This is a genomic window from Rhizobium sp. P2_G2 (assembly GCF_056403555.1).
The window spans coordinates 1-22323 of the sequence record NZ_JBFUFF010000006.1 but is presented as its reverse complement, the minus strand read 5'-3'; the positions used below and the strand labels follow the sequence as shown (position 1 = coordinate 22323).

Sequence of the window (22323 nt, the reverse complement as noted above, 5' to 3'; positions counted from 1 at the left end):
ATGAAGATTTCGAGCAATTCAATCGATGAAGTCCGTGCCTACTTTTCCCATCTCGGCCGGATGCGGATGCTGGCCGGCGATCCGGCGCTCGATTTCGCCAATACTTTTCATTGGCGCGAGGGACGGCAGGCGGATTTCATTGGAGACTACCGATCACTGGTCGAGTGGTCCTTGCCAGCGGGCTTGCTGACACAGGCCGAGGTCGCGGCACTGCTGGCGGCTGTGGGGCCGGCGCCTGAAGCGGCAGAGGCCGTTCATGCCGAAGCGATTGCATTGAGGACGAGCTGGCGAGATTGCCTGTCCAGTCGCATGGTTCATCAGGAGACCAGGGGGAGAGAAGACGATTTGGAGCGCCGGCTTGCCAAGGCGCTTGCTGATCCGGTCCTATTGATCAATGGGCTGGAAACAATGCACGTCGCTCCGGCACACTTAATGTCACTGCCTCTAATCCGGACTGCGCTGTCGATCGCGAGCCTTCAGCTGATTCCGGCCGAGCGCAGGATCGGTCGATGCGAGGGTGATCCCTGTGGTGGCTTTTTCCTCGACAACAGCCGCTCCAAGCCAAGGCGCTGGTGCTCGATGGATACCTGCGGCAACCGGGCGAAGGTGCGGGGTTTCCGAAGCCGGATGCAGGCTGAAGAGGTGAGCGCGAGGGGATGATGATCAGGCGGCGACGGTGGCTTCGATCGCCTCGATATCGTCGTCGGACAGGCCGAAATGGTGGCCGATCTCGTGGATCAGCACATGAGTGATGATGTCGCCCAAAGTCTCTTCGTTTTCGGCCCAGTAGTCGAGGATCGGCCGGCGATAGAGCGAGACGCGGTTGGGCAGCTCTCCGTTCTCGACCGAGAACCGTTCGGTCACGCCACGCCCCTCGAACAGGCCGAGCAGGTCGAAAGGCGTTTCGAGCGCCATGTCCTCAAACACGTCGTCAGAAGGGAAGTCGGAGATCTCGATGATCAGGTCTTGGCAAAGTGCCCGAAAATCCTCGGGCAGATGTCCATAGGCCTCGCGCGCCAGCTGCTCAATCGCTTCCAGCGATGGCGAGAACACGTCCCGCCACTTGTCTGTCTGGTCTATGCTCGCCATGGTCTCTCCTGTCGGGGCTTATATAAAGTGTCCGGGCGGGATTTGCGAGTGAATTTCAAGGCGTTTTCGGCAGGATGTTGAAATCGAACATCGTGCCGGCGAAAGGCTGGCGGGCATAAGTGAAGTGCCACCATTCGCGGCGATAGTTCTTGAAACCACGCACTTTCATAGCTGCGACGAGCCGTCGGCGGTTCGCCCCGGCAGCGGCGGAAACAGCGCGGGCATTGGTGAAGGCGAGTGGATCGAAGAGATCGAAGCCGGTGCCCATATCGACCGGCACGCCTTTATAGGTCATCGTCAGGTCGACCGTACTGCCGGCCGAATGCTCCGATTTGCGGCCGATATAGCCGTCGGCGATCAGGCGGTTACGCGCGACATGCGGATAGTGCGCCGGATCGGTCGGGCCGGCCTGCGACGCCCATTGAACGAAATGGTTGACCGCTTTTGCCGGGCGGTAACAATCATAGACAACGAGGCCACAACCCTCTGGCGCGAGGTCGGCCTGAACCGCTGCGAGTGCCCGCGCCGCTTTCTCGGTCAGCACGCATTCTGCGGCCTGATAGCCGGGCACAGGCGCATGGGTGAAGTTGTCGGGGCCGGCATAGCGGATGTCCTGGCGGATCGTCGGATCGATACCGGAGAGATAGACGAAGCCTTCATGCAGCTCCGCCGCGCTCGCATTCCAGACGAGCACGGCGGAAAATGTGAATGCGGTGGCCGTCCGAAGACACGCCATTACACTCTTCTGACAAGCCTTATCAGCAGGAGCAATATGATTGCGCCGATGGCGGCCGAAATAATGGAGCCGAGAATGCCGCCTCCCAGTGAAAGGCCGATGCGCGGGAAAAGAAATCCGGCGATGAAGGCGCCGACAATGCCGATGACGATATTGCCGATCAGGCCAAAGCCGTAGCCGCTCACGATCACACCGGCCAGCCAGCCGGCGATCGCACCAATGATGAGAAAGATGATAATGGCCTCAATGCCCATGATATGCTCCCTTTGCATGCCGCTCTCTTGATGCGGCGACTCCTAATGCAGGAATGGATTGTCCGTTCCCAAGCGGAAGACTACGCCAAACCGAATTGACCTGAAAGCTGGAATCCAGCGGCAATCTTATGTGCTGGTGGACACTCTTCAATCAATTGTGCCATGCCCCTGGGCCGCGCTATAGAGGATGAAGCGAAGCGGGATGCATGGGCATGGATGCGGAAAACATGAAGACGCTGGTCGTAAAGGGCCAGGAATTCGAATATTTCGAGGCCGGCACGGGCCGGCCGGTGATCTTCCTGCACGGTGCATTGGGCGATGCGCGGACGTTTGCGCCGCATGCCCAGATGCTGTCGCCGCATTATCGGGCGATCAGCTATACGCAGCGCCATTTCGGCACGCGGCCCTGGCCGGAGGCTGGTCCCTCGTTTGGAATCGAGACGCATGCCGAGGACCTGGTCGGCTTTGTCGAGGCGCTCGGCGCTGGTGCGGTTTTTCTCATCGCCTGGTCCTATGCAGGCCATGCGGCGCTGAGGGCCGCACAGCTGCGACCGGATCTCTTCCGGGCGATGTTCATCTACGAAACCGGCGTGCAGACCTTCCTGGCTGCCCCGACCGAGGTCGCCGCCTTCAAGTCTGATTCCGATGCGTTGATGGGCCCGGTGTTTGCGGCGGCTAGCGCCGGCCAGCTTGATGAGGCTGCCCGGTTGCTCGTCAATGGTTCGGCGCTGGACGACTGGTATTTCGACAGCCGCACCGAGCTGCAGATGCAGACCGAGCGCGAAAACGCGGCGATGCTGCCGAAGCTGATGGCGCAGATGCCGCCGCCCAGGATTTCCGCCGAGGACCTGGAGGCTTTGCAGGTGCCGATCACCATTGCCTGCGGCGCCAAGACCCGGCCGGCCTACAAGCTGGTCTCGGAGGTGGCAATGCGGCATGTGCCTGGCCAGCATTTCATGATACCCGGCGTCAACCATTTCTGGCCGGACGCCGAGCCGAGCGCATTCACGGATTTCCTCCGTGAATGGCTGAATGCGCAATAATCAGACGATGCCGCCGCCGAGGCCGGTAACGGCCGGCCGTTCGGCGCCAACCTTGCCGCGATAACCGGCGGCACGGTAGGTGGCGACCGGCTTGATCGCGCCGCCGCGCTCGTAGCGTGCCATGGCGAGGATCGGCTCGACATCGGTGCGGAAAGCCGTCTTCAGCGTCTCATAGGCCATCAGCGCGTCGCCGCCATTCTGGTAGCCGTCGAGCGCGCTTCTGTCGACGATCAAGGCCTGGGCATAGGCGCGGCAGACTTCCATGGCCGAGGTCATCAGGCTTTCGATCGGGTCGGTGACATTGTGGCTCTGGTCGAGCATATGGGCCGGATTGAAGCCATCCGCCTTCGACAGTTCGGCGTCTGCCAGTTCGTTGAAGACCAGGAACAGGCGGTAGGGATCGATCGAGCCGGTGTCGAGGTCGTCGTCGCCATATTTCGAATCGTTGAAATGGAAGCCGCCCAGCTTCTTGAACTGGATGAGGCGGGCGACGATCATCTCGATATTGACGTTCGGTGCATGGTGCCCGAGGTCGACAAGGCAGAAGGCTTTCGGACCGAGTTCCTGGGCAATCAGGTAGTTGCTGCCCCAGTCCTGTACCACGGTGGAATAGAAGGCCGGCTCATACATCTTGTGTTCGGTGAAGATACGCCAGTCATCCGGCAGGTGCTTGTAGATCGATTTCATCGCGTCGAGATAGCGCTCGAAGGCGCGGGTGAAATGGCTCTGGCCGGGGAAATTCGAACCGTCGCCGATCCACACCGTCAGTGCCTTGGAGCCCAGGACCTGGCCGATTTCGATGCATTCGATATTGTGGTCGATCGCCTGGCTGCGGGTGGCGCCATCGGCATGCGACAGCGAGCCGTTCTTATAGGAAAGGCGCTGCTGCGGCTGGTCCTGGAAGGTGTTGGAGTTCATGGCGTCGAAGCCGAGGCCGAGATCGTCGCCCTTCTGCTTCAGTTCCTTGAGGTCGTCGACCTTGTCCCAGGGAATGTGGAGGGAGACGGTCGGGGTGGCGCGGGTCAATTGCTGGATGACGGCGCAGTCTTCGAGCTTGTCGAAAATGTTGCGCGGTTCGCCCTGGCCGGGGAATCTCGCAAAGCGCGTGCCGCCGGTGCCGACACCCCAGGAGGGAACGGCGACGCCATAGGCCGCGACCTTGTTCTTCACCCAGTCGATATCGACGCCGCGGCGGGAGAGGACGTCGCCAAGATGGGCATAGTCGCTTTTGAGCGCCGCGATGGATTTTTCATTCTCGTCGTTGACGACGCTCTCGGAAATCATGGTCATGGTGTCCCTCCCAAATCTATGTAGCGGGTGTGGCGGCCCCCTCATCCGGTCCTTCGGACCACCTTCTCCCCGAGGGGAGAAGAGGGAGCGCGGGGCGCCCTTCCGTCCTAACGCACTGTTTTTGCTCGGCGCCTGCAGCGAATGTTGACGCCTCGTTTTTGCGTTGCTGTTTCAACGCACTCCCTCCTCTCCCCAGCGGGGAGAGGGTGGCCGAAGGCCGGGTGAGGGGGTACCCCACCCACCGACGCTTACCGCGTAAACGCCTGCGCGTTGCCCGCATCGACATTCAGAATATTGCCCGTCGACTTAGCCGAAGCCGGCGAGGCGAAGAAGAAGATGCCTTCGGCGATATCTTCCGGATAGACCGACAGTTTTAGCATGGAGCGTGAGCGGTAATGTTCTTCAAGCTCGTCGGTCGACATCTTGTAGGCCGCGGCGCGCTGTTCCTTCCACTCGCCCGTCCAGATTTTCGAGCCGCGCAGCACGGCGTCCGGATTGACGGTGTTGACGCGGATGCCCTTTTCCGCGCCTTCGAGCGCCAGGCAGCGGGCGAGGTGGATTTCCGCGGCTTTACCGGTGCAATAGGCGGCGGCATTGGGCGAGGCGGCGAGGCCGTTCTTGGAGGCGACGAAGACGATGTTGCCGCCGATTTTCTGGGTCTCGAAGACGCGGAAGGCTTCGCGCGAGACGAGGAAATAACCCTTGGCGAGGATGTCGATATTCTTGTCCCAGAGCGCCAAGGTCGTCTCGGTGACCGAAGCGGACGAGGCGAGGCCGGCATTGGAGACGAGGATGTCGAGGCCGCCAAATTCCACCACCGAATCGGCGAAACCGGCAATCACCGCATCCTCGCTGGTGACGTTGATCAACGCGGTGCGCACCTGGTCGGTGCCATAGCGCTTGGCGAAATCGCCGCTCGCTGCCTCTAGTGCACCAGTGTCGATGTCGGCAAGCACGACGCAGGCGCCTTCCCTGAGGAAACGCTCGGCCGTGGCCTTGCCGATGCCGCCGGCGCCGCCGGTGATCAGCGCAACCTTGCCGGCCAGCGTCTTCGGCTTCGGCATGCGCTGTAGCTTTGCCTCTTCGAGCAGCCAGTATTCGATATCGAAAGCCTCCTGCTCCGGTAGGCCCATATAGGTCGAGACGGAGGACGAGCCGCGCATGACATTGATGGCGTTGACGTAGAATTCGCCGGAGATGCGGGCAGTGGCCTTGTCCTTGGCGAAGGTGATCATGCCGACGCCGGGGATCAGGTAAACGACGGCGTTGGGATCGCGGATGGCGGGCGAATTCGGGTGCTTGCAGCGCTCGTAATAGGCCGCATAGTCGTCGCGATAGGCGGAAATCGCCGCATCGAGGCCGGCAAGCGTGCCCGCGAGGTCCGGATTGGCGGGGTCAAAATCGACGACCAGCGGCCGGATCTTGGTGCGCAGGAAATGGTCGGGGCAGGACGTGCCGAGGGCTGCCAAGGGCTCCAGATTGTTGGAGGAGACGAATTCCAGCACCGCGGCGCTGTCGTCGAAATGGCCGATCTTCGGCTCGGAGGCGGAGATTTTGCCGCGGATGACAGGCATCAGCGCGCCGGCGATACGGCGGCGCTCCGCAGCGTCGAGCGGGCGATGCTTGTCGCCGCCGAAGACCGAGCCATGAATGTTCTTCTCGAACCAGTCGATCGCACGGTTGATAATCTCGATCGTGGTCAGGTAGCTCTCTTCTGCAGTGTCGCCCCAGGTGAACAGGCCGTGGCTTTCCAGCACGACGCCGCGCGCGGTCGGGTTTTCCGCGCAAAATTTGCCGAGCCATAGGCCCAATTCGTAGCCCGGACGCTTCCACGGCAGCCAGCCGATCTCGCCGCCGAAGATCTGCTGGGTCAATTCCTTGGAATTCTTGGAGGCAGCAATGGCAATGATCGCATCCGGGTGCATGTGGTCGACATGGGTCTTCGGCACATAGGCGTGCAGTGGCGTGTCGATCGAGGCAGCGCGGGGATTGAGGTTGAACGTGCAGTGCGGCAGGTAATCGACCATCTCGTCTTCGAATTCGACGCCGCGATAGACATTCTTCAGCGCCCGGAGCTTGTCCATGTAGAGGGTAGCGAAACCGTCGCGCTTGATCGAGCCGACATCGCCGCCGGAACCCTTGACCCACATGACTTCGACCATTCCACCAGTCAGCGGATCTTTCTCCATGATCTTGGATGAAGTATTGCCGCCGCCATAATTGGTGATGCGCTTGTCGGAGCCGAGCAGGTTGGAGCGATAGATCAGCCGCTCGGCTTCGCTCATGCCCTCGGCTTTCGCCTTGTCCCACAGGTTTGCGAGGCGCGAGCCCTTCGTTTCTTCCGCCATGATGTCCTCCCGGCACGTTCTCGTCTGCGCGATCAGCGCAATAGCATATTTGCGGCCAGATCACACGGATTAACCGCTCCTGTCAATCATAAATGATCATTTCCGATCATATTGCGTCGCACAATGAAATATTTTGATTAAACATGATTGACACTGCGTGAGTTTGATGGAAGCATGAAGTCTATCGGGAGGGATCATGCACGAGAAAGAGCGCCATCGGATCATCATGTCAGCGGTTCAGGAGAAGCCGGTTGTCACCGTGCCTGAACTTGTCGAGCTGACGGATAGTTCGGAAGCCACGATAAGGCGGGATATTGCCGCACTTCACGTGCAGAAGAAGCTGCGCCGGGTGCGCGGTGGCGCCGAGGCGCTGCATCCGCCGCAATTCGTCGGTCTGGCCGGCCGGCCGTTCTCGGTCAACGAAACGATCAATATCCGTCAGAAACAATCGATTGCGCGCGAAGCGGTCAAGCTCTGCAGCGATGGCGATGCAATCATCGTCAATGGCGGCACGACGACCTATCAGATGGTGCATTTCCTGGTGAACCGGCGCCTGCAGGTGTTCACCAATTCATTCCCGATCGCCGAACACCTGCTCAAGCACTCCAAGAACACGGTGATGCYGTCGGGCGGGGTGATTTATCGCGAGCAGAACATAATTCTGTCGCCGTTCGAAAACGATGTGACGCGCAATTTCTACGCCCAGCGGATGTTCATGGGTGCGCAGGGCATCGGCGCTCTCGGCCTGATGGAGGCCGATCCGCTGTTGATCCAGGCGGAGCAGAAGCTGATCGACCAGGCGGACGATCTCGTCGTGCTGGTCGACTCGTCGAAATTCGCCAAGCGCTCCAGCCTCATTCTCTGCGGGCTGAAGCGCATCGCCACCATCATCACCGATTCCGGCATCGAGGACAGGCATGCCTCGATGCTCGAAGCCGCCGGCGTCAACCTGATTGTCGCAGGCGTGGAAGACATGAAAAGCGAGAAATCGTCCGCCTGAACCTCGAGGGGAGGGGCGGGGAGTTTGTTTTACCCAAGGGAGGAAATCATGGGTGTTGCGAAGAAACTACTGTTTACGGCCGCAGTGTCGGTGGCGTTGATCGCCAACGTCGCACATGCGGAACACAAGAAGATCGCGCTGGTGGTCAAGGCGCTCGGCATCGGCTTCTTCGATGCAGCCCATAAGGGTGCCGAAGAAGCTGCCAAGCAGCTCGGCGATGTCGACATCATCTATACTGGCCCGACCGACACGACGGCCGAAGGCCAGATCGAAGTGATCAATTCGCTGATCGCCCAGAAGGTCGACGCCATCGAAATCTCGGCCAATGACAAGGACGCGCTGGTACCGGTGCTGAAGAAGGCGATGCAGCGCGGCATCACCGTCATTTCCTTCGACTCCGGTGTGGCCCCGGGTGGCCGGCTGATGCAGCTCAATCCGTCGTCGAATTCGCTGATCGGCAATATGTGCGTCAAGATGGCCGCCGATAACCTGCCGGGTGGTAAGGGCGATGTCGCCATTCTTTCGGCGACTGCGACCGCCACGAACCAGAACACCTGGATCGGGGAAATGAAGAAGGTCCTGCCGAAATATCCGGGCGTCAACATCGTCACGACCGTCTATGGCGACGACAAGACCGACAAGTCCTACACGGAAACGCAAGGTCTGATCAAAGCCTATCCAAACCTCAAGGCAATCATCGCGCCGACCTCCGTCGGTGTCGTGGCTGCGGCCCAGGCGGTTGAAGACGCCGGCCTGGTCGGCAAGATCAACGTCACGGGCCTCGGCCTGCCGTCCGAAATGGCCGGCCATGTGAAGACCGGTGCGTCCAAGTCGTTCGCGATCTGGAACCCGATCGACCTCGGCTACGCCGCGACGATGATCTCCTATAACCTGATGACGAAGAAGGCCGAAGCCAAGCCAGGCGCCGAAATCGACATGGGCCGCATGGGCAAGGTCAAGCTTGACGACAATACCGAAGGCGCCATGGCCGATCCGTTCGTCTACGACAAGTCCAATGTCGAGAAGTTCGCAAAGATTTTCTGATCTGCGACGCGAAATCGGCGGGGACGGTGCTGCGGGCTCCCTCTTCTCCCCTCGGGGAGAAGGTGGCCCGCAGGGCCGGATGAGGGGGCTGTCGCACTCGGGGCGCCCCCTCATCGCCTCGCTACGCTCGGCACTTCTCCCCGACGGGGAGAAGAGGGAGATCGCGGCGATGCCACATCCCACTACTGATGGCGTTTTCGCCTGAACACTCTGGCTGTTAGAAATTCAATGGACGCAATGACCACCCAACAGGCATCCACGATCAGGCTCGAGGGGATTTCGAAATCCTTCCCCGGCGTGAAAGCGCTGTCGGGCGTTGCGCTCGGCCTTTATCCCGGCCAAGTGACGGCGCTTGTCGGTGAAAACGGCGCCGGCAAGTCGACGCTGGTCAAGGTGCTGACCGGCATCTACCAGCCTGATGAAGGCGCCATCTATCTCGGCCGTGAGCAGACTATATTTCCGAGCGCTTATGCGGCTCTGAAGGCCGGCATCACCGCCATCCATCAGGAAACTGTGCTGTTCGATGAGCTTTCGGTCGCCGAAAACATCTTTATCGGCCATGCGCCACGCGGCCGTTTTGGACTGATCGACTGGAACGTGATGTATGCCAAGGCGCGCGAGCTGCTGAAGCGTGCCGGCGCCGACATCGATCCGAAAATGCGGCTGCGTGATCTGTCGATCGCCTCGCGCCATCTCGTCGCCATCGCCAGGGCGCTGTCGGTCGACGCGCGCGTGGTGATCATGGACGAGCCGACGGCGGCTCTGTCGCACAAGGAAATCGGCGAACTCTATGAACTGGTCGAGCGCCTGAAGGCCGATGGCAAGGCGATCCTGTTCATCTCGCACAAATTCGATGAAATTTTCCGTATCGCCGACCGCTACACCGTGTTTCGCGACGGCCAGATGATCGGTGAGGGACTGATTGCCGAAACTAGCCGTGATGCGTTGGTGCGGATGATGGTCGGCCGCGATATCGGCCAGGTTTTTCCGAAGAAGGAGGTCACGCCCGGCCCGCCGGTGCTGACCGTTTCCGGCTATTGCCATCCGACCGAATTCGACTCCATCGGCTTCGAATTGCGGCAAGGCGAAATTCTCGGCTTTTATGGGCTGATCGGCGCCGGCCGCTCGGAATTCATGCAGGCGCTGTTCGGCATTACCAAGCCGTCCAAGGGCGCGATCAAGATCGATGGCGAAGTGGCGGTGATCCGCACGCCGTCCGAAGCGGTGGCCAAGGGCATCGTCTATGTGCCGGAAGAGCGCGGCCGGCAGGGCGCGATCACAGCTATGCCGATCTTCCAGAACGTCACCCTGCCGTCGCTGCCGAAGACGTCGCGCTCCGGCTTTCTGCGGCTGGCGGAAGAATTCAAGCTGGCGCGTGAATATACATCGCGGCTCGACCTGCGCGCCGCCTCGCTCGACCAGCCGGTCGGCACGCTGTCCGGCGGCAACCAGCAGAAGGTGGTCATCGCCAAATGGCTGGCGACCAAGCCGAAGGTGATCATCCTCGATGAGCCGACCAAGGGCATCGACATCGGCTCGAAAGCCGCCGTGCACGAATTCATGAGCGAACTGGCTGCCCAGGGCCTGTCGGTGATCATGGTCTCCTCGGAAATCCCAGAAATTCTCGGCATGTCGGATCGCGTCATCGTCATGCGCGAGGGCCGCATCGTCGGCGAATTTTTACGCGCGGGCCTGACGGCGGAGACCCTGGTGCGTGCCGCCGCCGGCATTGGAGACGCGGCATGAAGACATTGTTCCGACATCGCGAGATCCAGCTGCTCGCGGCAATCGTTGCGTTGACGCTGATCATCGCCGCGCGTTTTCCAATCTTCCTCACGCCCTCCAGTCTTGGCAGCGTCTACACCGACACGTCGATCCTGATCATCCTGGCCCTCGGCCAGATGACGGTGATCCTGACGAAATGCGTCGATCTCTCGACATCCGCCGTGCTGGCGCTCTGCGGCATGATCGCAGCGATGCTCAACAGCATGTATCCGGATATTCCGGTGATCCTGCTGGTGCTGTTCGTCGTCGTGGTTGGCGGCCTGCTCGGCGCGATCAACGGCCTGCTGGTCTGGAAACTGGATATGCCGCCGATCGTCGTCACGCTCGGCACGATGACGGTATTCCGTGGCGTCATCTTCCTGCTTACCAACGGCAAGTGGATCAATGCGCATCAGATGAGCGACGCGTTCAAGGCACTGCCGCGCGACACTTTTATTGGCATTCCGGTGCTGAGCTGGGCGTCGATCATCGTCATCGCCATCATGTTCACAGCCCTTGGCCGTACGGCGCTCGGCCGCTCCTTCTTTGCTGTCGGGGGCAATTCCAATGCCGCTGTTTATGCCGGCATCGATCCGGGCCGGACGCGCTTCGTCGCCTTCGTGATCTCCGGCGCGCTCTCGGGTCTCGCCGGCTATCTCTGGATTTCGCGCTATGCCGTCGCCTATGTCGATATCGCGCTCGGCTTCGAACTCGACGTCGTCGCGGCCTGTGTCATCGGCGGCGTGTCGATCGCCGGCGGTATCGGCTCGGTGCCCGGGGCGGTGCTCGGTGCGCTCTTCCTCGGCATCATCAAGAATGCGCTGCCGGTAATCAATGTCTCGCCTTTCTGGCAACTTGCCATCTCCGGCACGGTGATCATCATCGCCGTGGCCTTCAATGCCCGGGCCGAGCGCAAGAAGGGCCGCGTAATCCTCAAACGGGCCGAGGTGACGGCATGAGCACGGTGACCACACGTCAGATTCCCGATCGCCTGCGCGGCGGCTTCGAACGAGCGCTGAAGAGCTGGGAAAGCCTGCTCCTCGCCGTCGCCGTGGTGATCTTCATCGTCAACTCCTTCGCCTCGCCCTATTTCCTCGACCCGTACAACCTCTCAGACGCGACCTATAATTTCACCGAGAAGGCGCTCGTGGCGCTCGCCATGGCGCTGGTGATCATTTCCGGCGAGATCGATCTCTCCGTCGCCTCGATCATCGCACTCTCCTCGACGCTGATGGGTGCGGCACTGAAGATGGGCGCCGGGCCCTATGAGCTGGTTGTCGTCGGCATCGTCGTCGGCGCGCTTTGCGGCATGGTCAATGGCTGGCTGGTAACTGGTCTCGGTCTGCCGTCGATCGTCGTCACCATCGGCACGATGAGCCTGTTTCGCGGCATCTCCTACATCATCCTCGGCGACCAGGCTTTTACCGGCTATCCGGACGATTTTTCCTGGTTCGGCCAGGGCTATGTCTGGTACGTCTTCACCTTCGAACTGGTGCTGTTCATTGTGATGGCGATCCTGTTCCATATCCTGCTCCATCGCACGAGTTTCGGCCGGCTGGTCTTCTCCATCGGCAACAACCAGACGGCGGCTTTGTTTTCCGGCGTCAAGGTTGGGCGGATCAAGTTCATCCTGTTCATGCTGACAGGACTGATGTCCGGGGTTGCCGCCGTCTGCCTGACGGCCCGGCTCGGTTCGACGCGGCCGTCGATCGCGACTGGCTTGGAACTGGAGGCGATCACCATGGTCGTGCTCGGCGGTGTCAACATCAATGGCGGCTCGGGCAGCATTCTCGGCGTGGTGCTGGCGGCGCTGATTGTCGGCCTCGTCACCTTCGGGCTTGGCCTGCTCAATGTGCCGGGCATCGTCATGTCGATCTTCACCGGCCTGCTGCTGATCCTGGTGATTGCAATCCCCGTCATTCTCGGCAAGATCAGCCGCAAGAGAAGAATGGCGTGAGGGGAGGACGCATGCCCGAGATCCGCACTATCGCGGTGATCGATATCGGCAAGACCAATGCCAAGGTCACCCGATTCGACATGACGACGCATCATGAGGCCGATGCCTTCACCTTCGCCAATGAGGTCATCCGCACGCCGCCCTATCCGCACTACGATATCGAGGGCATGTGGGCGTTCATTCTCGATTCGCTGAGCCGGATTCAAGCGTCCACGCCCATCGATGCCATTTCGATCACCGCCCATGGCGCGTCGATCACACTCGTCGATGCGGAGGGCAATCTGGCATTGCCGGTGCTGGATTACGAGTTTGATGGGCCGGATTCTCTCACGACCGACTATGACGCGGTGCGTCCGCACTTCGACGAAACCGGTTCGCCGCGGCTGGTTTGCGGGCTCAATGTCGGCGTGCAGCTGTTCTGGCAGCAGAAGACATTTCCGACTGAGTTCGCCCGCACGACCTCGATCATTCCCTATCCGCAATATTGGGCCTTCCGTTTGACGGGCGTGCGAGCGACGGAAATGACCTCGATCGGTGCGCATACCGATCTCTGGAATCCATGGACGCGTGATTATACTTCGCTGGTCGGGCAAATGGGCTGGAGTAGCCTGATGCCGCCGATGTCGAGCGCCTTCGATGCGCTCGGCACGCTGAAACCGGAAATCGCCGCTAGGACCGGCCTATCGCCCGAAACGCTGGTCTTCGGCGGCTTGCACGATTCCAATGCATCACTGCTGACCCATCTCAAATCCCGCGCCGCCCCTTTCTCGGTCGTCTCGACCGGCACCTGGGTGATCTGCTTCTCGGTTGGCGGCAAGAATGTGAAGCTCGACGAAGCGCGCGACACGCTGGTCAATGTCAACGCTTATGGCGATCCCGTTCCCTCCGCCCGCTTCATGGGCGGCCGCCTGTTCCAGATGCTGAAGGCGGATGGCAAGGCCGAGATTTCACCTGCCGATCGCGACCGGGTGTTCGGCGAGGGCATTATGCTCCTGCCGTCGATTCCGGAGGATTCGGGGCCGTTTACCGGCCGCAAGGGCGGCTGGGTCGGCGATCCCTCAAAGCTCTCGCCTGGAGGCTATCTGCTGGCCGTGTCGCTGCATCTCGGCATGATGACCGGCACATCGCTCGAACTGATCGGCGCCGATGGGCCCGTCATCGTCGAGGGACCGTTTGCGCAGAACCGGACTTTCCTGGAAACGCTGGCCGTGATGACCGGCCGCGAGATCGTCACCGGCGGCGCGGGGCTGACGGGCACGAGCTCCGGCGCCGCCTGCCTGACGCTCGGCCGCGATGCCCGGATCGACACAGGCGCAGACGTCGTGACGCTGTCGCCCGATCCGCGGATCATGGATTATGTCGTCCGCTGGCAAGCGGCAATCGGCAAGGTCTAGGCGGGCGGGCCAGCCTCATTCCCGCTCCTCCTGCTCGTCACTTTCCAGCTTCTTCCGGAGTGACAAGAGCACTCTTTGTGCCGTTTCAATGTCCTCAAGGGAAAGCCCCTCTGCCAGCGCATTGACCTTCGGCTCGTAGAGGCGAAGGGCAGCGTCGAATGTCTGCCGCCCCTTCTCCGTCAGCACGACGAGCTGCGCCCGCCGATGATGCGGATTGGGCTCGAACGCGACCAACCCCTCCTCTGCCAGATCATTGACGATGCGCTGGACGTTCTGGCGGTTGGCGCCGAGGTCACGCGCGAGCCAGGCAACGGGTTGTGGACGCTCTGTGGCCGAGATGGCGCCGAGGATCTGCCAGCGGGCGCTGGTCAGCCCAAGTGGTGCAACAAGCCTGTCACCCCAGGTCAAAGTGAGATTGTTGGCCCGGAAGAGGGAGAGAATAAGGGCGGTCAAGGCATCGCTTGCGGGTGTTCGCATCACATTGTCCAATTGTCATCAAGAAATCCAATTGACATTATAGTGTCAATTATCTACGTACTCATCATACCCGATTGACATCATAATGCCATAGCGAACGGAGATCCCAATGTCTAATATGCATCCCCTCGACCCAGCCTTCCCGATCGACCGCCAGTTAGAGGTCGAAGCGACCAACGTCGTGCTCGTCAATGTCTTCACTCTCGATGCGGCAGATGAACAAGCTTTCCTGCTGGCCTGGCAGGATGATGCAGCGCTGATGAAGCGCCAGCCCGGCTTCATCTCGACGCAATTGCATCGCGCGATCGGCCCGAGCCCGACCTATCTCAACTATGCTGTCTGGCAATCGACGGCCGATTTTCGTGCTGCCTTCACCAGTCCGGAGTTCAGGGCAAAACTCTCAGCCTATCCGGCTTCGGCCAAGGCCTCTCCGCACCTGTTCCAAAAGGCTGCGGTTCCCGGCATCTGAGTCGCTTGATCAAAAGGTTGTGGGCACTATGACCAAGCTCATCCACCCGATCGCCGGCGCAATCGCGCTACTGACGATTGTGATTTTCTGGCTGTCGACCGCGGCCAGTGAGTTGTTCGGTTCCGAGGCCGATATTATCACCGTCAAGACAGCCCTGCCCTGGGGTTTCCTCATCCTGGTTCCGGCAATGGCGGCGGTCGGAGGCACGGGCTTTGCCCTCGCCAAGGGTCGGCAAGCCGGGCTGGTCGGCGTCAAGGTCCGACGCATGCCGTTGATTGTGCTCAATGGTGCCTTGATCCTTATTCCGGCGGCGCTCTTCCTTGCATCGAAGGCGCGAGCCGTTGAATTCGACCCCGCCTTCTATGCGGTCCAGGCGATCGAACTCTTGGCTGGTGCCACGAACATCGTCCTGCTTGGGCTTAACATGCGCGATGGCCTGAAGATGAAGGGCCGACTCCGCCGCCGGCCGGCTTGATCCGGATCGTCGCGATGTGCGGTTTCGCGATGGTGAATGGCCGATCGCGAGGCGGCCGTTCGATAGGCTCTACTGCTCCGAGAGCTTCATCTCCGGATCATAGTCCTTCCCCACAACCTCTTTCACCACAGCCTGTCCAGCCATCATCAGCTTGGTGTCGGCATTATAGGCATAGGTCGGCGACCCCTCTAATACCCAGCCTTTGTTGAGCGCGGCGGAGACCTTGTGGCAGAAGGAAGCGTCGTCCGGGCCGGTGAGGAAGCGGTAGAGTTTCATGCGTTTGTCCTTGCTTTGATTGCCTCGACCCTGGCCATCAGCGCCAGGGCTTGTTGGTAATGCAGCCGCTCGACCATCTTGCCGTCGATCGATGTGGCATTCAGCCCCGCAGCTTCGGGGCTGGAGAAGGCGGCGATGATTGCTTCCGCTTCCGCGACTTCTTCAGGCAACGGCCGGAAATGCCGGTTCGCTGCCTCGATCTGCGCCGGATGGATCAGCATCTTGCCGTCGAAGCCCATGGCGCGGCCTTGGGCGCATTCGGCCTCGAAGGGGGCAAGGTCGCGGAAATCATTGGAGACGGAATCGAGCACCGTCAGCCCAAAGGCGCCGGCGGCGAGCACTGTCTGCATCAGCCAGGGCATGACGAAGCGGCGTTCCGGGTCCGGCGGGACGCCCGTGTCTTTCCTCAGATCGTTGAGGCCGACCACGAGGCAATCAAGCCGACCGCCGGCTGTCCTGCCGGTTTCGGCGATCGGTCCCGCATTGAGGATGGCGAGCGGTGTCTCCATCATCGCCCAGATGCGCAGGCTCTCCGGTGCTTCGCTATCGGCAAGGACGCCGGCGAGTTCGAGGATATCGTCTGCCGTCTTGACCTTGGGCAGCAGCACGGCATCCGGCTGGCAATCCATGACCAGGCTGAGGTCGTCCGTATAGTGCGGCGATGAGATGTCATTGACGCGGATGATGATCTCGCGATCCCTCAGCGGCCTTTCGGCGAGGAAATTGCGGATGTTGCGGCGCCCGTCTTCCTTGGCGCTCTCGGCGACAGAGTCCTCAAGGTCTAGGATCACCCCGTCCATCGCCAGCGACGGCAGTTTGGCGATGGCTCTTTCGTTGGAAGCGGGCAGGCTGAGGATGGAGCGGTGCAGCAGTGTCATTTTCGGGTCATAGCATTGTTTTGGAGCCGTTATGGCGCGACTTTCGCCTTATTTCAAGAATATGTGAAACTCTGTATCGAGGTATGCCTTGCATTTGAGGGGAAACTGCCCCACATTAAAAATGTTAAAAAATGGTGGTTGCCATGAGAAGTGTACGTTCTTTTCTACTGACACTCGCCGGCCTGACCTTCGTGGCCGTGGCCGCGCTGTTTACCGCTTCGATCGGCCTGGCGATTGCCGGCGCGGTTTCGGTGCTGTTGCTCGGCCAGTGGCTGTCGAGCCTGCTCTCGGACAAACCGGCGCCGGTGCGTGCCTATGCCCGCGCACGGACACGCCGCGAACAGGACCAGATGCGCGTCTGGAACGACGGCAAGGGCACGATTATCGACATGTGATGAGGCGGCCGGGCGTGAGCCTTGGCCGATCGGAAGGCGGACGATTCGTTCCGCCTTTTTTGTTGCCCTGAATTTCCTCCGACAGTATCGTCACCGCGCATTTCCCGAAGAGCAGGCCGCATGCAGTTTACCGGTACCGAGCACTATATCGCCGACAAGGACCTGATGATCGCTGTCAACGCCGCGATCCGGCTGGAGCGGCCGCTTCTGGTCAAGGGCGAACCGGGTACCGGCAAGACGGAACTGGCGCGGCAGGTGGCGGCCGGTCTTGGGTTGAAGCTGATCGAATGGAACATCAAGTCCACCACCAAGGCGCAGCAGGGGCTTTACGAATATGACGCCGTCTCGCGCCTGCGTGACAGCCAGTTGGGCGACGAGCGGGTGCACGACATTTCCAACTATATCCGCCGCGGCAAACTCTGGGATGCATTCGAGGCCGATCAGAAAATCGTTCTCTTGATCGACGAGATCGACAAAGCTGACATCGAATTTCCCAACGACCTGCTGCAGGAACTCGACCGCATGGAGTTCCATGTCTACGAAACCGGTAAGATGGTCCGGGCCAAGGTGCGGCCGATCGTCATCATTACCTCCAACAATGAGAAGGAACTGCCGGACGCCTTCCTGCGCCGCTGTTTCTTCCACTATATCCGCTTTCCTGATGCCGACATGCTGGGCCGGATTGTCGAGGTGCATTATCCCGGCATCAAGCAGCGGCTGTTGTCGCAGGCGCTGACCCGCTTCTTCGAGATCCGCGAGACGCCGGGGTTGAAGAAGAAGCCTTCGACTTCTGAAGCGCTCGATTGGATCCGTCTGCTGGTCGCCGACGATGTCGAGCCCGAGACGCTGGCCGCGAGCGACGAGAACGCACTGCCCAAGCTGCACGGCGCACTGCTCAAGAACGAGCAGGATGTGCATCTTTTCGAACGCCTGGCCTTCATGGCGCGCAGGGAGATGCGATAGGGCGCGGTGCCCTGAGCAAGCTTCGCGTCCGTAAACGCCTGCTTTCCACCCGATTGATATTTCCCGTCACCCGGTATAAGAGAAAGACCGTGGTGATTTGCCGGCCGGCTTGCAGCCACGTTAAACAACTCGCTAAATGGGCCACCGCGTATACGGGGACCGGCGAATTGTATTTCGAGCCGGTGTTATGGAGTTCCCCGATGCCGATCAAGATTCCTGATCAATTGCCTGCATTCCAGACCCTGCTGTCCGAAGGCGTTTCGGTGATGACCGATTCCGTCGCCATCCGGCAGGACATCCGCCCACTGCAGATCGGCCTGCTCAATCTCATGCCCAACAAGATCAAAACCGAGATCCAGATCGCCCGGCTGGTCGGCGCCTCGCCGCTGCAGGTCGAGCTGACGCTGGTGCGCATCGGCGGACACAAGTCCAAGAACACGTCGGAAGAACATCTGCTGTCCTTCTACAAGACCTGGGACGAGGTGAAGGATCGCAAGTTCGACGGCTTCATCATCACTGGCGCGCCGGTCGAGATGCTGGATTATGAGGACGTCACTTATTGGGACGAGCTGACGCAGATTTTTGAATGGACGACGACCAATGTCCATTCGACGCTCAACATTTGTTGGGGCGCGATGGCGGCGGTCTACCACTTCCACAATGTGCCGAAATATACGCTGTCGGAAAAGGCTTTCGGGGTCTATCAGCACCGCAATCTCAACCCGACCTCGCCCTATCTGCTCGGTTTCTCTGACGATTTCGCCGTGCCGGTATCGCGTTGGACCGAGGTGCTGCGCAAGGACATCGATCCGGGATTGGGTCTCGAAGTGCTGATGACCTCGGCCGATACCGGCCTCTGCCTCATCGCCGAGAAGAAGGGCAACCGGCTCTATATGTTCAATCATGTCGAATATGACTCGACCTCGTTGGCCGACGAATATTTCCGCGACCAGTCGGCCGGCGTGCCGATCAAGATGCCGGCGAATTATTTCCCGCACAATGACGAGACCCAGATTCCGCTCAACCGCTGGCGCAGTCATGCGCATCTGTTGTTCGGCAACTGGATCAACCAGGTCTACCAGACGACACCGTTCGTGCTGGAAAAGATCGGCGAAGAGGAGCGGCTGGAAGAGCGCAGGGTGGCGTAAGCAATGTTCCTTCCCTTCTTCCTCGAACTCAAGGCGGCGAAAATCCCGGTGACGCTCCGGGAATTCTTGACGCTGATGGAGGGGGTGGAGGCGCATATTGCCGACTACGATGTCGAAGCTTTTTACTATCTGGCGCGGGCGTCGCTGGTAAAGGACGAGCGGTTCATCGACCGTTTCGATCAGGTGTTCGCGCATTATTTCAAAGGTGTGCAGGCGGCCTCGGGTGCGACCGAGATCGTCGATGTCGCCGAAATCCCGACCGAATGGCTGATGAGGCTCGCTGAAAAGCATTTGAGCGAGGAGGAGAAGCGGCTGGTCGAAAGCCTTGGCGGCTTCGAGAAGCTGATGGAGACGCTGAAGCAGCGGCTTGCCGAGCAGAAAGCCCGTCATCAGGGCGGCAATAAATGGATCGGCACCGGTGGCACCTCGCCCTTCGGTGCTTATGGCTATAATCCCGAAGGTGTCCGTATCGGCCAGCCGGAATCGCGTCACCGGCGGGCAGTGAAAGTCTGGGACGAGCGCAATTTCAAAAATCTCGACGATTCCGTCGAGCTCGGCACGCGCAACATCAAGGTGGCGTTGAAACGGCTGCGGCGCTGGGTGCGCGATGGTGCCGACGAGGAACTCGACCTCGATAACACCATCCGCGCAACGGCCGAGCATGGTTGGCTGGATGTGCAGACGCGGCCCGAGCGCCGCAATCGGGTGAAGCTTTTGATGTTCTTTGACATCGGCGGCTCGATGGACGATCACCTGAAGATCGCCGAGGAGCTGTTTTCAGCTGCGAAATCCGAATTCCGCCAGCTCGAATATTTCTACTTCCACAATTGCCTGTACGAGGGCGTCTGGAAAGACAATCTCAGGCGCAAGTCGTCGATGCTCCCGACGGAAGAGGTCATCCGCACCTATGGTCCCGATTATAAGGTGATCTTTGCCGGCGATGCATCTATGAGCCCCTATGAGATCAGCATGGCTGGCGGATCGGTCGAGCATTGGAACAAGGAGCCGGGTGCGGTCTGGCTCAATCGGATTACCGGCCATTTCCGCAAATGGGTATGGTTGAACCCGGTCGCAGAGGCCTATTGGGGCCATACGCATTCGATCGGCATGATCCGCAGCCTGTTCGGCGGCAAAATGTATCCGCTGACACTCGGCGGACTGGAGGCCGCGGCAAAAGAATTGTCGCGATAACGGGATCGAGCCTATATAGGTCGTGCCGAAAAGGAGCATGCCATCATGACCGAAGCCGCCAAGACCAGCATAGACCAGTCGCAAGTTGATCTTTTCTCGGCCATGGCAGCGGAGTGGTGGAGCCCGACGGGCAAATTCAAGCCGCTACACAAGTTTAATCCGGTGCGGCTTGCCTATATCCGCGACAAGGTGTCGGAAAAATTCGGCCGCGATCCGAAATCGCATCGGCCGCTCGAAGGGCTGCGCGTGCTCGACATCGGTTGCGGCGGTGGCCTGCTCTCCGAGCCGATTGCTCGCATGGGCGCCAATGTGCTGGGGGCAGACGCATCGGAAAAGAACATTGCCATTGCTCGTATTCATTCGGAGCAGAGCGGCGTGGCGGTCGACTATCGCGCCGTCACAGCCGAGGCGCTGGCTGCCGATGACGAAAAGTTCGATATCGTGCTCAACATGGAAGTGGTCGAGCATGTCGCCGACGTGCCCTTCTTCATCGAGACCTGCGCCACCATGGTCAAGCCCGGCGGCCTGATGTTTGTCGCGACTATCAACCGGACCTTCAAGGCGGCCGCACTTGCCATTGTTGCGGCGGAAAACATCCTGCGCTGGCTGCCGCGCGGCACGCATCAATATGAAAAACTGGTGCGGCCGGAAGAGATTGAAAAGCCGCTCAATGCGGCGGGGATGACTGTGATCGATAGGACGGGTGTGTTCTTCAGTCCATTTTCCAATCAGTGGAATCTGTCGAAGGACATGGATGTGAATTACATGTTGCTGGCGGAGCGGCTCTGAGGCTTGACCTATTTTGCAGCCTCGATGATCTGCTTTAGGTCATTAAGCAGCACATCTCGGTTGAAGCCTCGATACGGGAAAAAACCGTCTCGTCGCTTTTCCTTTGGATCACCGCTTGATTTCCAGCTTAATACCTTAGCGAGCTTGCCCTCTCTGACTGAGAAGATGAAGGGGATGGCGTTGTCATAATATGTATCAGCGTCCAAAGCTGACAGGACGTCCCAACCGTTCGGTGAATACTGGGCGTCAATATGAGCAACAACAATGTTTTGTGCCGCGAGCTTATTGAGTTCGTCCGACTGTTTCTTATCATCTGGACCAAGAGCTTCGACCATTAGCGGCGGAAAGCCCTCGACGTCATAGTTGAACATTCCATATTGGCCCTTCAGATGGGCATCAAACGCGTGGCACCAAATACACCATTCCGCGCCGTAGGAGATGACGAGCACCTTATGCTCTTTCTCCGCAGCCGCAGTTGCCTGCCTCAGGACTTCGAACTGGTCGCCACATTCGTCATATAGTTTCGCGTTGCCATTACGACAGTCTTCGCGGAGGACTTTCGGATATGTTTCAACCGGCTCAAAGGCATAAGCAGGCTGTGATCCCCTGAACAAAACCAGCGCCAGAACGGCAAATAGAACGCGAAACATCAGCCACCAGTACGGGTCAGGTATCAACAGATAGTCACGGCACCTTAGATTTTTGGTTGCAGAATGCAATAAGCTGCCAGCGCTGAAATCAACAACCAAGGGCCGCTTTCAAGATAAGCAAGCTTGGCGACACAGACTATTTTGCCGCCTTCACCGGATCCATCAAGGAAACTGAGCCAGGCATTTTCATCTTCGGCGGCAAGCGGCTTGATTGGACAAAATTTTGGGATTCCCCAGGCCGGACTCTGAGATTTTTGGAACAGCTATCATAAAAAACGCCGCCCTTTCGAGCGGCGTTGTATCTGCCGGAGATGTCGCAGCCTCAAGCCGTCTGATAAGCCCCATGGCAATGCTTGAACTTCTTGCCCGAACCGCAGGGGCAGGGCTCGTTGCGGCCGACTTCACCCCAGGTGGCAGGGTTGTTCGGGTCGCGGTTCACCTCGTCGGCTGAAAAGCCCTGAGTACTACGGCCGCCAGCGGATTCGTTGAAGTCGTCCTCGCCAGTCGTGGCGTCGATGTGGTGGCCCCGCATGAACGGCAGTTCCTCGCCTTCCATGTCTGGGGCGTTCTGCACCAGTTCGACACGCATCAGCTGTCCGGTCACGGTATTGCGCAGGTTGGCGAGCAGGGCCTGGAAGAGTTCGAAGGCTTCCTGCTTGTATTCCTGCAGCGGGTCGCGCTGTGCGTAGCCGC

Annotated in this window: 25 protein-coding genes and 1 riboswitch; of the genes, 15 read left to right on the top strand and 10 right to left on the bottom strand. The window is 59.9% G+C overall.

The features are described from left to right. Positions 1 to 66: 66 nt before the first annotated feature. The gene (locus AC1D06_RS07125) at positions 67 to 660 is read left to right on the top strand and encodes a CGNR zinc finger domain-containing protein (protein WP_477985717.1); all 594 of its coding nucleotides are present in this window, start codon (positions 67 to 69) and stop codon (positions 658 to 660) included. A gap of 3 nt (positions 661 to 663) precedes the next feature. Here the strand turns inward: AC1D06_RS07125 and AC1D06_RS07120 are convergent, their stop codons facing one another. The 3 genes from AC1D06_RS07120 to AC1D06_RS07110 are packed head-to-tail and all read right to left on the bottom strand — an operon-like array spanning position 664 to position 2079. Continuing rightward, complete coding sequence (locus AC1D06_RS07120; protein ID WP_477878215.1) at positions 664 to 1089, bottom strand: metallopeptidase family protein; 426 nt, start codon at positions 1087 to 1089, stop codon at positions 664 to 666. Positions 1090 to 1144: 55 nt separating this feature from the next. Continuing rightward, positions 1145 to 1825 carry a M15 family metallopeptidase gene (locus tag AC1D06_RS07115; RefSeq protein ID WP_477985716.1) on the bottom strand — a complete coding sequence of 227 codons (681 nt, stop codon included), beginning with the start codon at positions 1823 to 1825 and terminating at the stop codon, positions 1145 to 1147. Further along, positions 1825 to 2079, bottom strand: coding sequence for a GlsB/YeaQ/YmgE family stress response membrane protein (locus AC1D06_RS07110; protein WP_477878213.1), 255 nt, complete (start codon positions 2077 to 2079; stop codon positions 1825 to 1827). Before AC1D06_RS07110 ends, AC1D06_RS07115 begins: the two co-directional genes overlap by 1 nt. 212 nt (positions 2080 to 2291) lie before the next feature. Here AC1D06_RS07110 and AC1D06_RS07105 point away from each other — a divergent pair, with 212 nt between their 5' ends. Beyond that, positions 2292 to 3122 carry an alpha/beta fold hydrolase gene (locus tag AC1D06_RS07105; RefSeq protein WP_477985715.1) on the top strand — a complete coding sequence of 277 codons (831 nt, stop codon included), beginning with the start codon at positions 2292 to 2294 and terminating at the stop codon, positions 3120 to 3122. On the opposite strand, the gene rhaI is transcribed toward AC1D06_RS07105, so the two are convergent. Both rhaI and AC1D06_RS07095 read right to left on the bottom strand, forming a co-directional pair. Then, complete coding sequence (gene rhaI, locus AC1D06_RS07100; protein WP_477985714.1) at positions 3123 to 4412, bottom strand: L-rhamnose catabolism isomerase; 1290 nt, start codon at positions 4410 to 4412, stop codon at positions 3123 to 3125. A gap of 248 nt (positions 4413 to 4660) precedes the next feature. Further along, the gene (locus AC1D06_RS07095; protein WP_477985713.1) at positions 4661 to 6760 is read right to left on the bottom strand and encodes a bifunctional rhamnulose-1-phosphate aldolase/short-chain dehydrogenase; all 2100 of its coding nucleotides are present in this window, start codon (positions 6758 to 6760) and stop codon (positions 4661 to 4663) included. 196 nt (positions 6761 to 6956) lie between these two features. On the opposite strand from AC1D06_RS07095, the gene AC1D06_RS07090 reads away from it, so the two are divergent. The 6 genes from AC1D06_RS07090 to AC1D06_RS07065 all read left to right on the top strand — a co-directional run bounded on the left by AC1D06_RS07090 (position 6957) and on the right by AC1D06_RS07065 (position 13919). Then, positions 6957 to 7760 (top strand): DeoR/GlpR family DNA-binding transcription regulator, encoded by an 804-nt coding sequence (locus AC1D06_RS07090; protein ID WP_477985712.1) that lies wholly within the window; start codon positions 6957 to 6959, stop codon positions 7758 to 7760. 48 nt (positions 7761 to 7808) lie between these two features. Further along, positions 7809 to 8804 (top strand): rhamnose ABC transporter substrate-binding protein, encoded by a 996-nt coding sequence (gene rhaS / locus AC1D06_RS07085; RefSeq protein WP_477985711.1) that lies wholly within the window; start codon positions 7809 to 7811, stop codon positions 8802 to 8804. Positions 8805 to 9032: 228 nt separating this feature from the next. Then, a complete protein-coding gene (locus AC1D06_RS07080; protein ID WP_477985710.1) occupies positions 9033 to 10550 on the top strand; it encodes a sugar ABC transporter ATP-binding protein in 1518 nt (505 codons plus the stop codon). Next, complete coding sequence (locus tag AC1D06_RS07075) at positions 10547 to 11527, top strand: ABC transporter permease (protein ID WP_477878206.1); 981 nt, start codon at positions 10547 to 10549, stop codon at positions 11525 to 11527. The genes AC1D06_RS07080 and AC1D06_RS07075 overlap by 4 nt, the downstream gene beginning before the upstream one ends. Then, a complete protein-coding gene (locus tag AC1D06_RS07070) occupies positions 11524 to 12525 on the top strand; it encodes an ABC transporter permease (protein ID WP_477878205.1) in 1002 nt (333 codons plus the stop codon). Before AC1D06_RS07075 ends, AC1D06_RS07070 begins: the two co-directional genes overlap by 4 nt. A gap of 11 nt (positions 12526 to 12536) precedes the next feature. Beyond that, positions 12537 to 13919, top strand: coding sequence for an FGGY-family carbohydrate kinase (locus AC1D06_RS07065; RefSeq protein WP_477985709.1), 1383 nt, complete (start codon positions 12537 to 12539; stop codon positions 13917 to 13919). 15 nt (positions 13920 to 13934) lie between these two features. On the opposite strand, the gene AC1D06_RS07060 is transcribed toward AC1D06_RS07065, so the two are convergent. Next, positions 13935 to 14396 carry a MarR family winged helix-turn-helix transcriptional regulator gene (locus AC1D06_RS07060; protein ID WP_477985708.1) on the bottom strand — a complete coding sequence of 154 codons (462 nt, stop codon included), beginning with the start codon at positions 14394 to 14396 and terminating at the stop codon, positions 13935 to 13937. Positions 14397 to 14505: 109 nt separating this feature from the next. Here AC1D06_RS07060 and AC1D06_RS07055 point away from each other — a divergent pair, with 109 nt between their 5' ends. Together AC1D06_RS07055 and AC1D06_RS07050 are read left to right on the top strand one after the other, a co-directional pair. Beyond that, positions 14506 to 14865, top strand: a complete 360-nt coding sequence (locus AC1D06_RS07055; protein WP_477985707.1) for an antibiotic biosynthesis monooxygenase family protein — start codon at positions 14506 to 14508, stop codon at positions 14863 to 14865. 28 nt (positions 14866 to 14893) lie between these two features. Continuing rightward, positions 14894 to 15340: a hypothetical protein gene (locus tag AC1D06_RS07050; RefSeq protein WP_477985706.1), complete on the top strand. Its 447-nt coding sequence runs from the start codon at positions 14894 to 14896 to the stop codon at positions 15338 to 15340. A gap of 69 nt (positions 15341 to 15409) precedes the next feature. On the opposite strand, the gene AC1D06_RS07045 is transcribed toward AC1D06_RS07050, so the two are convergent. Together AC1D06_RS07045 and AC1D06_RS07040 are read right to left on the bottom strand one after the other, a co-directional pair. Continuing rightward, complete coding sequence (locus AC1D06_RS07045) at positions 15410 to 15616, bottom strand: DUF1737 domain-containing protein (RefSeq protein WP_477878200.1); 207 nt, start codon at positions 15614 to 15616, stop codon at positions 15410 to 15412. Next, a complete protein-coding gene (locus AC1D06_RS07040; protein WP_477985705.1) occupies positions 15613 to 16494 on the bottom strand; it encodes an HpcH/HpaI aldolase/citrate lyase family protein in 882 nt (293 codons plus the stop codon). The genes AC1D06_RS07045 and AC1D06_RS07040 overlap by 4 nt, the downstream gene beginning before the upstream one ends. A 143-nt stretch (positions 16495 to 16637) precedes the next feature. On the opposite strand from AC1D06_RS07040, the gene AC1D06_RS07035 reads away from it, so the two are divergent. From AC1D06_RS07035 to ubiG, 5 genes are all read left to right on the top strand, one after another. Continuing rightward, a complete protein-coding gene (locus AC1D06_RS07035; RefSeq protein WP_477878198.1) occupies positions 16638 to 16889 on the top strand; it encodes a hypothetical protein in 252 nt (83 codons plus the stop codon). Positions 16890 to 17009: 120 nt separating this feature from the next. Further along, positions 17010 to 17852 (top strand): AAA family ATPase, encoded by an 843-nt coding sequence (locus AC1D06_RS07030; RefSeq protein WP_477985704.1) that lies wholly within the window; start codon positions 17010 to 17012, stop codon positions 17850 to 17852. A 79-nt stretch (positions 17853 to 17931) separates the two neighbouring features. Continuing rightward, positions 17932 to 18009: riboswitch (SAM riboswitch) on the top strand. Positions 18010 to 18052: 43 nt separating this feature from the next. Next, positions 18053 to 19000: a homoserine O-acetyltransferase MetA gene (gene metA, locus AC1D06_RS07025; protein WP_477985703.1), complete on the top strand. Its 948-nt coding sequence runs from the start codon at positions 18053 to 18055 to the stop codon at positions 18998 to 19000. 3 nt (positions 19001 to 19003) lie between these two features. Next, positions 19004 to 20191 (top strand): vWA domain-containing protein, encoded by a 1188-nt coding sequence (locus tag AC1D06_RS07020; RefSeq protein ID WP_477985702.1) that lies wholly within the window; start codon positions 19004 to 19006, stop codon positions 20189 to 20191. 45 nt (positions 20192 to 20236) lie between these two features. Then, on the top strand, positions 20237 to 20980 hold the full coding sequence (gene ubiG, locus AC1D06_RS07015; protein WP_477985701.1) for a bifunctional 2-polyprenyl-6-hydroxyphenol methylase/3-demethylubiquinol 3-O-methyltransferase UbiG: 744 nt from the start codon (positions 20237 to 20239) through the stop codon (positions 20978 to 20980). Positions 20981 to 20988: 8 nt separating this feature from the next. Here ubiG and AC1D06_RS07010 read toward each other — a convergent pair whose 3' ends face one another. Then, entirely contained in the window at positions 20989 to 21729 is a 741-nt protein-coding gene (locus AC1D06_RS07010; protein WP_477985700.1) for a hypothetical protein, read from the bottom strand. A gap of 223 nt (positions 21730 to 21952) precedes the next feature. After that, on the bottom strand, positions 21953 to 22323 hold a 371-nt coding region (locus AC1D06_RS07005; protein WP_477985699.1), incomplete at its 5' end, for an SEC-C metal-binding domain-containing protein.

Bases quoted from the DNA above. Each gene is read 5' to 3' on its own strand.
- AC1D06_RS07125 (WP_477985717.1), top strand. From the start codon at position 67: ATGCTGGCCGGCGATCCGGCGCTCGATTTCGCCAATACTTTTCATTGG.
- AC1D06_RS07120 (WP_477878215.1), bottom strand. From the start codon at position 1,089: ATGGCGAGCATAGACCAGACAGACAAGTGGCGGGACGTGTTCTCGCCA.
- AC1D06_RS07115 (WP_477985716.1), bottom strand. From the start codon at position 1,825: ATGGCGTGTCTTCGGACGGCCACCGCATTCACATTTTCCGCCGTGCTC.
- AC1D06_RS07110 (WP_477878213.1), bottom strand. From the start codon at position 2,079: ATGGGCATTGAGGCCATTATCATCTTTCTCATCATTGGTGCGATCGCC.
- AC1D06_RS07105 (WP_477985715.1), top strand. From the start codon at position 2,292: ATGGATGCGGAAAACATGAAGACGCTGGTCGTAAAGGGCCAGGAATTC.
- rhaI (WP_477985714.1), bottom strand. From the start codon at position 4,412: ATGACCATGATTTCCGAGAGCGTCGTCAACGACGAGAATGAAAAATCC.
- AC1D06_RS07095 (WP_477985713.1), bottom strand. From the start codon at position 6,760: ATGGCGGAAGAAACGAAGGGCTCGCGCCTCGCAAACCTGTGGGACAAG.
- rhaS (WP_477985711.1), top strand. From the start codon at position 7,809: ATGGGTGTTGCGAAGAAACTACTGTTTACGGCCGCAGTGTCGGTGGCG.
- AC1D06_RS07080 (WP_477985710.1), top strand. From the start codon at position 9,033: ATGGACGCAATGACCACCCAACAGGCATCCACGATCAGGCTCGAGGGG.
- AC1D06_RS07075 (WP_477878206.1), top strand. From the start codon at position 10,547: ATGAAGACATTGTTCCGACATCGCGAGATCCAGCTGCTCGCGGCAATC.
- AC1D06_RS07070 (WP_477878205.1), top strand. From the start codon at position 11,524: ATGAGCACGGTGACCACACGTCAGATTCCCGATCGCCTGCGCGGCGGC.
- AC1D06_RS07065 (WP_477985709.1), top strand. From the start codon at position 12,537: ATGCCCGAGATCCGCACTATCGCGGTGATCGATATCGGCAAGACCAAT.
- AC1D06_RS07060 (WP_477985708.1), bottom strand. From the start codon at position 14,396: ATGCGAACACCCGCAAGCGATGCCTTGACCGCCCTTATTCTCTCCCTC.
- AC1D06_RS07055 (WP_477985707.1), top strand. From the start codon at position 14,506: ATGTCTAATATGCATCCCCTCGACCCAGCCTTCCCGATCGACCGCCAG.
- AC1D06_RS07050 (WP_477985706.1), top strand. From the start codon at position 14,894: ATGACCAAGCTCATCCACCCGATCGCCGGCGCAATCGCGCTACTGACG.
- AC1D06_RS07045 (WP_477878200.1), bottom strand. From the start codon at position 15,616: ATGAAACTCTACCGCTTCCTCACCGGCCCGGACGACGCTTCCTTCTGC.
- AC1D06_RS07040 (WP_477985705.1), bottom strand. From the start codon at position 16,494: ATGACACTGCTGCACCGCTCCATCCTCAGCCTGCCCGCTTCCAACGAA.
- AC1D06_RS07035 (WP_477878198.1), top strand. From the start codon at position 16,638: ATGAGAAGTGTACGTTCTTTTCTACTGACACTCGCCGGCCTGACCTTC.
- AC1D06_RS07030 (WP_477985704.1), top strand. From the start codon at position 17,010: ATGCAGTTTACCGGTACCGAGCACTATATCGCCGACAAGGACCTGATG.
- metA (WP_477985703.1), top strand. From the start codon at position 18,053: ATGCCGATCAAGATTCCTGATCAATTGCCTGCATTCCAGACCCTGCTG.
- AC1D06_RS07020 (WP_477985702.1), top strand. From the start codon at position 19,004: ATGTTCCTTCCCTTCTTCCTCGAACTCAAGGCGGCGAAAATCCCGGTG.
- ubiG (WP_477985701.1), top strand. From the start codon at position 20,237: ATGACCGAAGCCGCCAAGACCAGCATAGACCAGTCGCAAGTTGATCTT.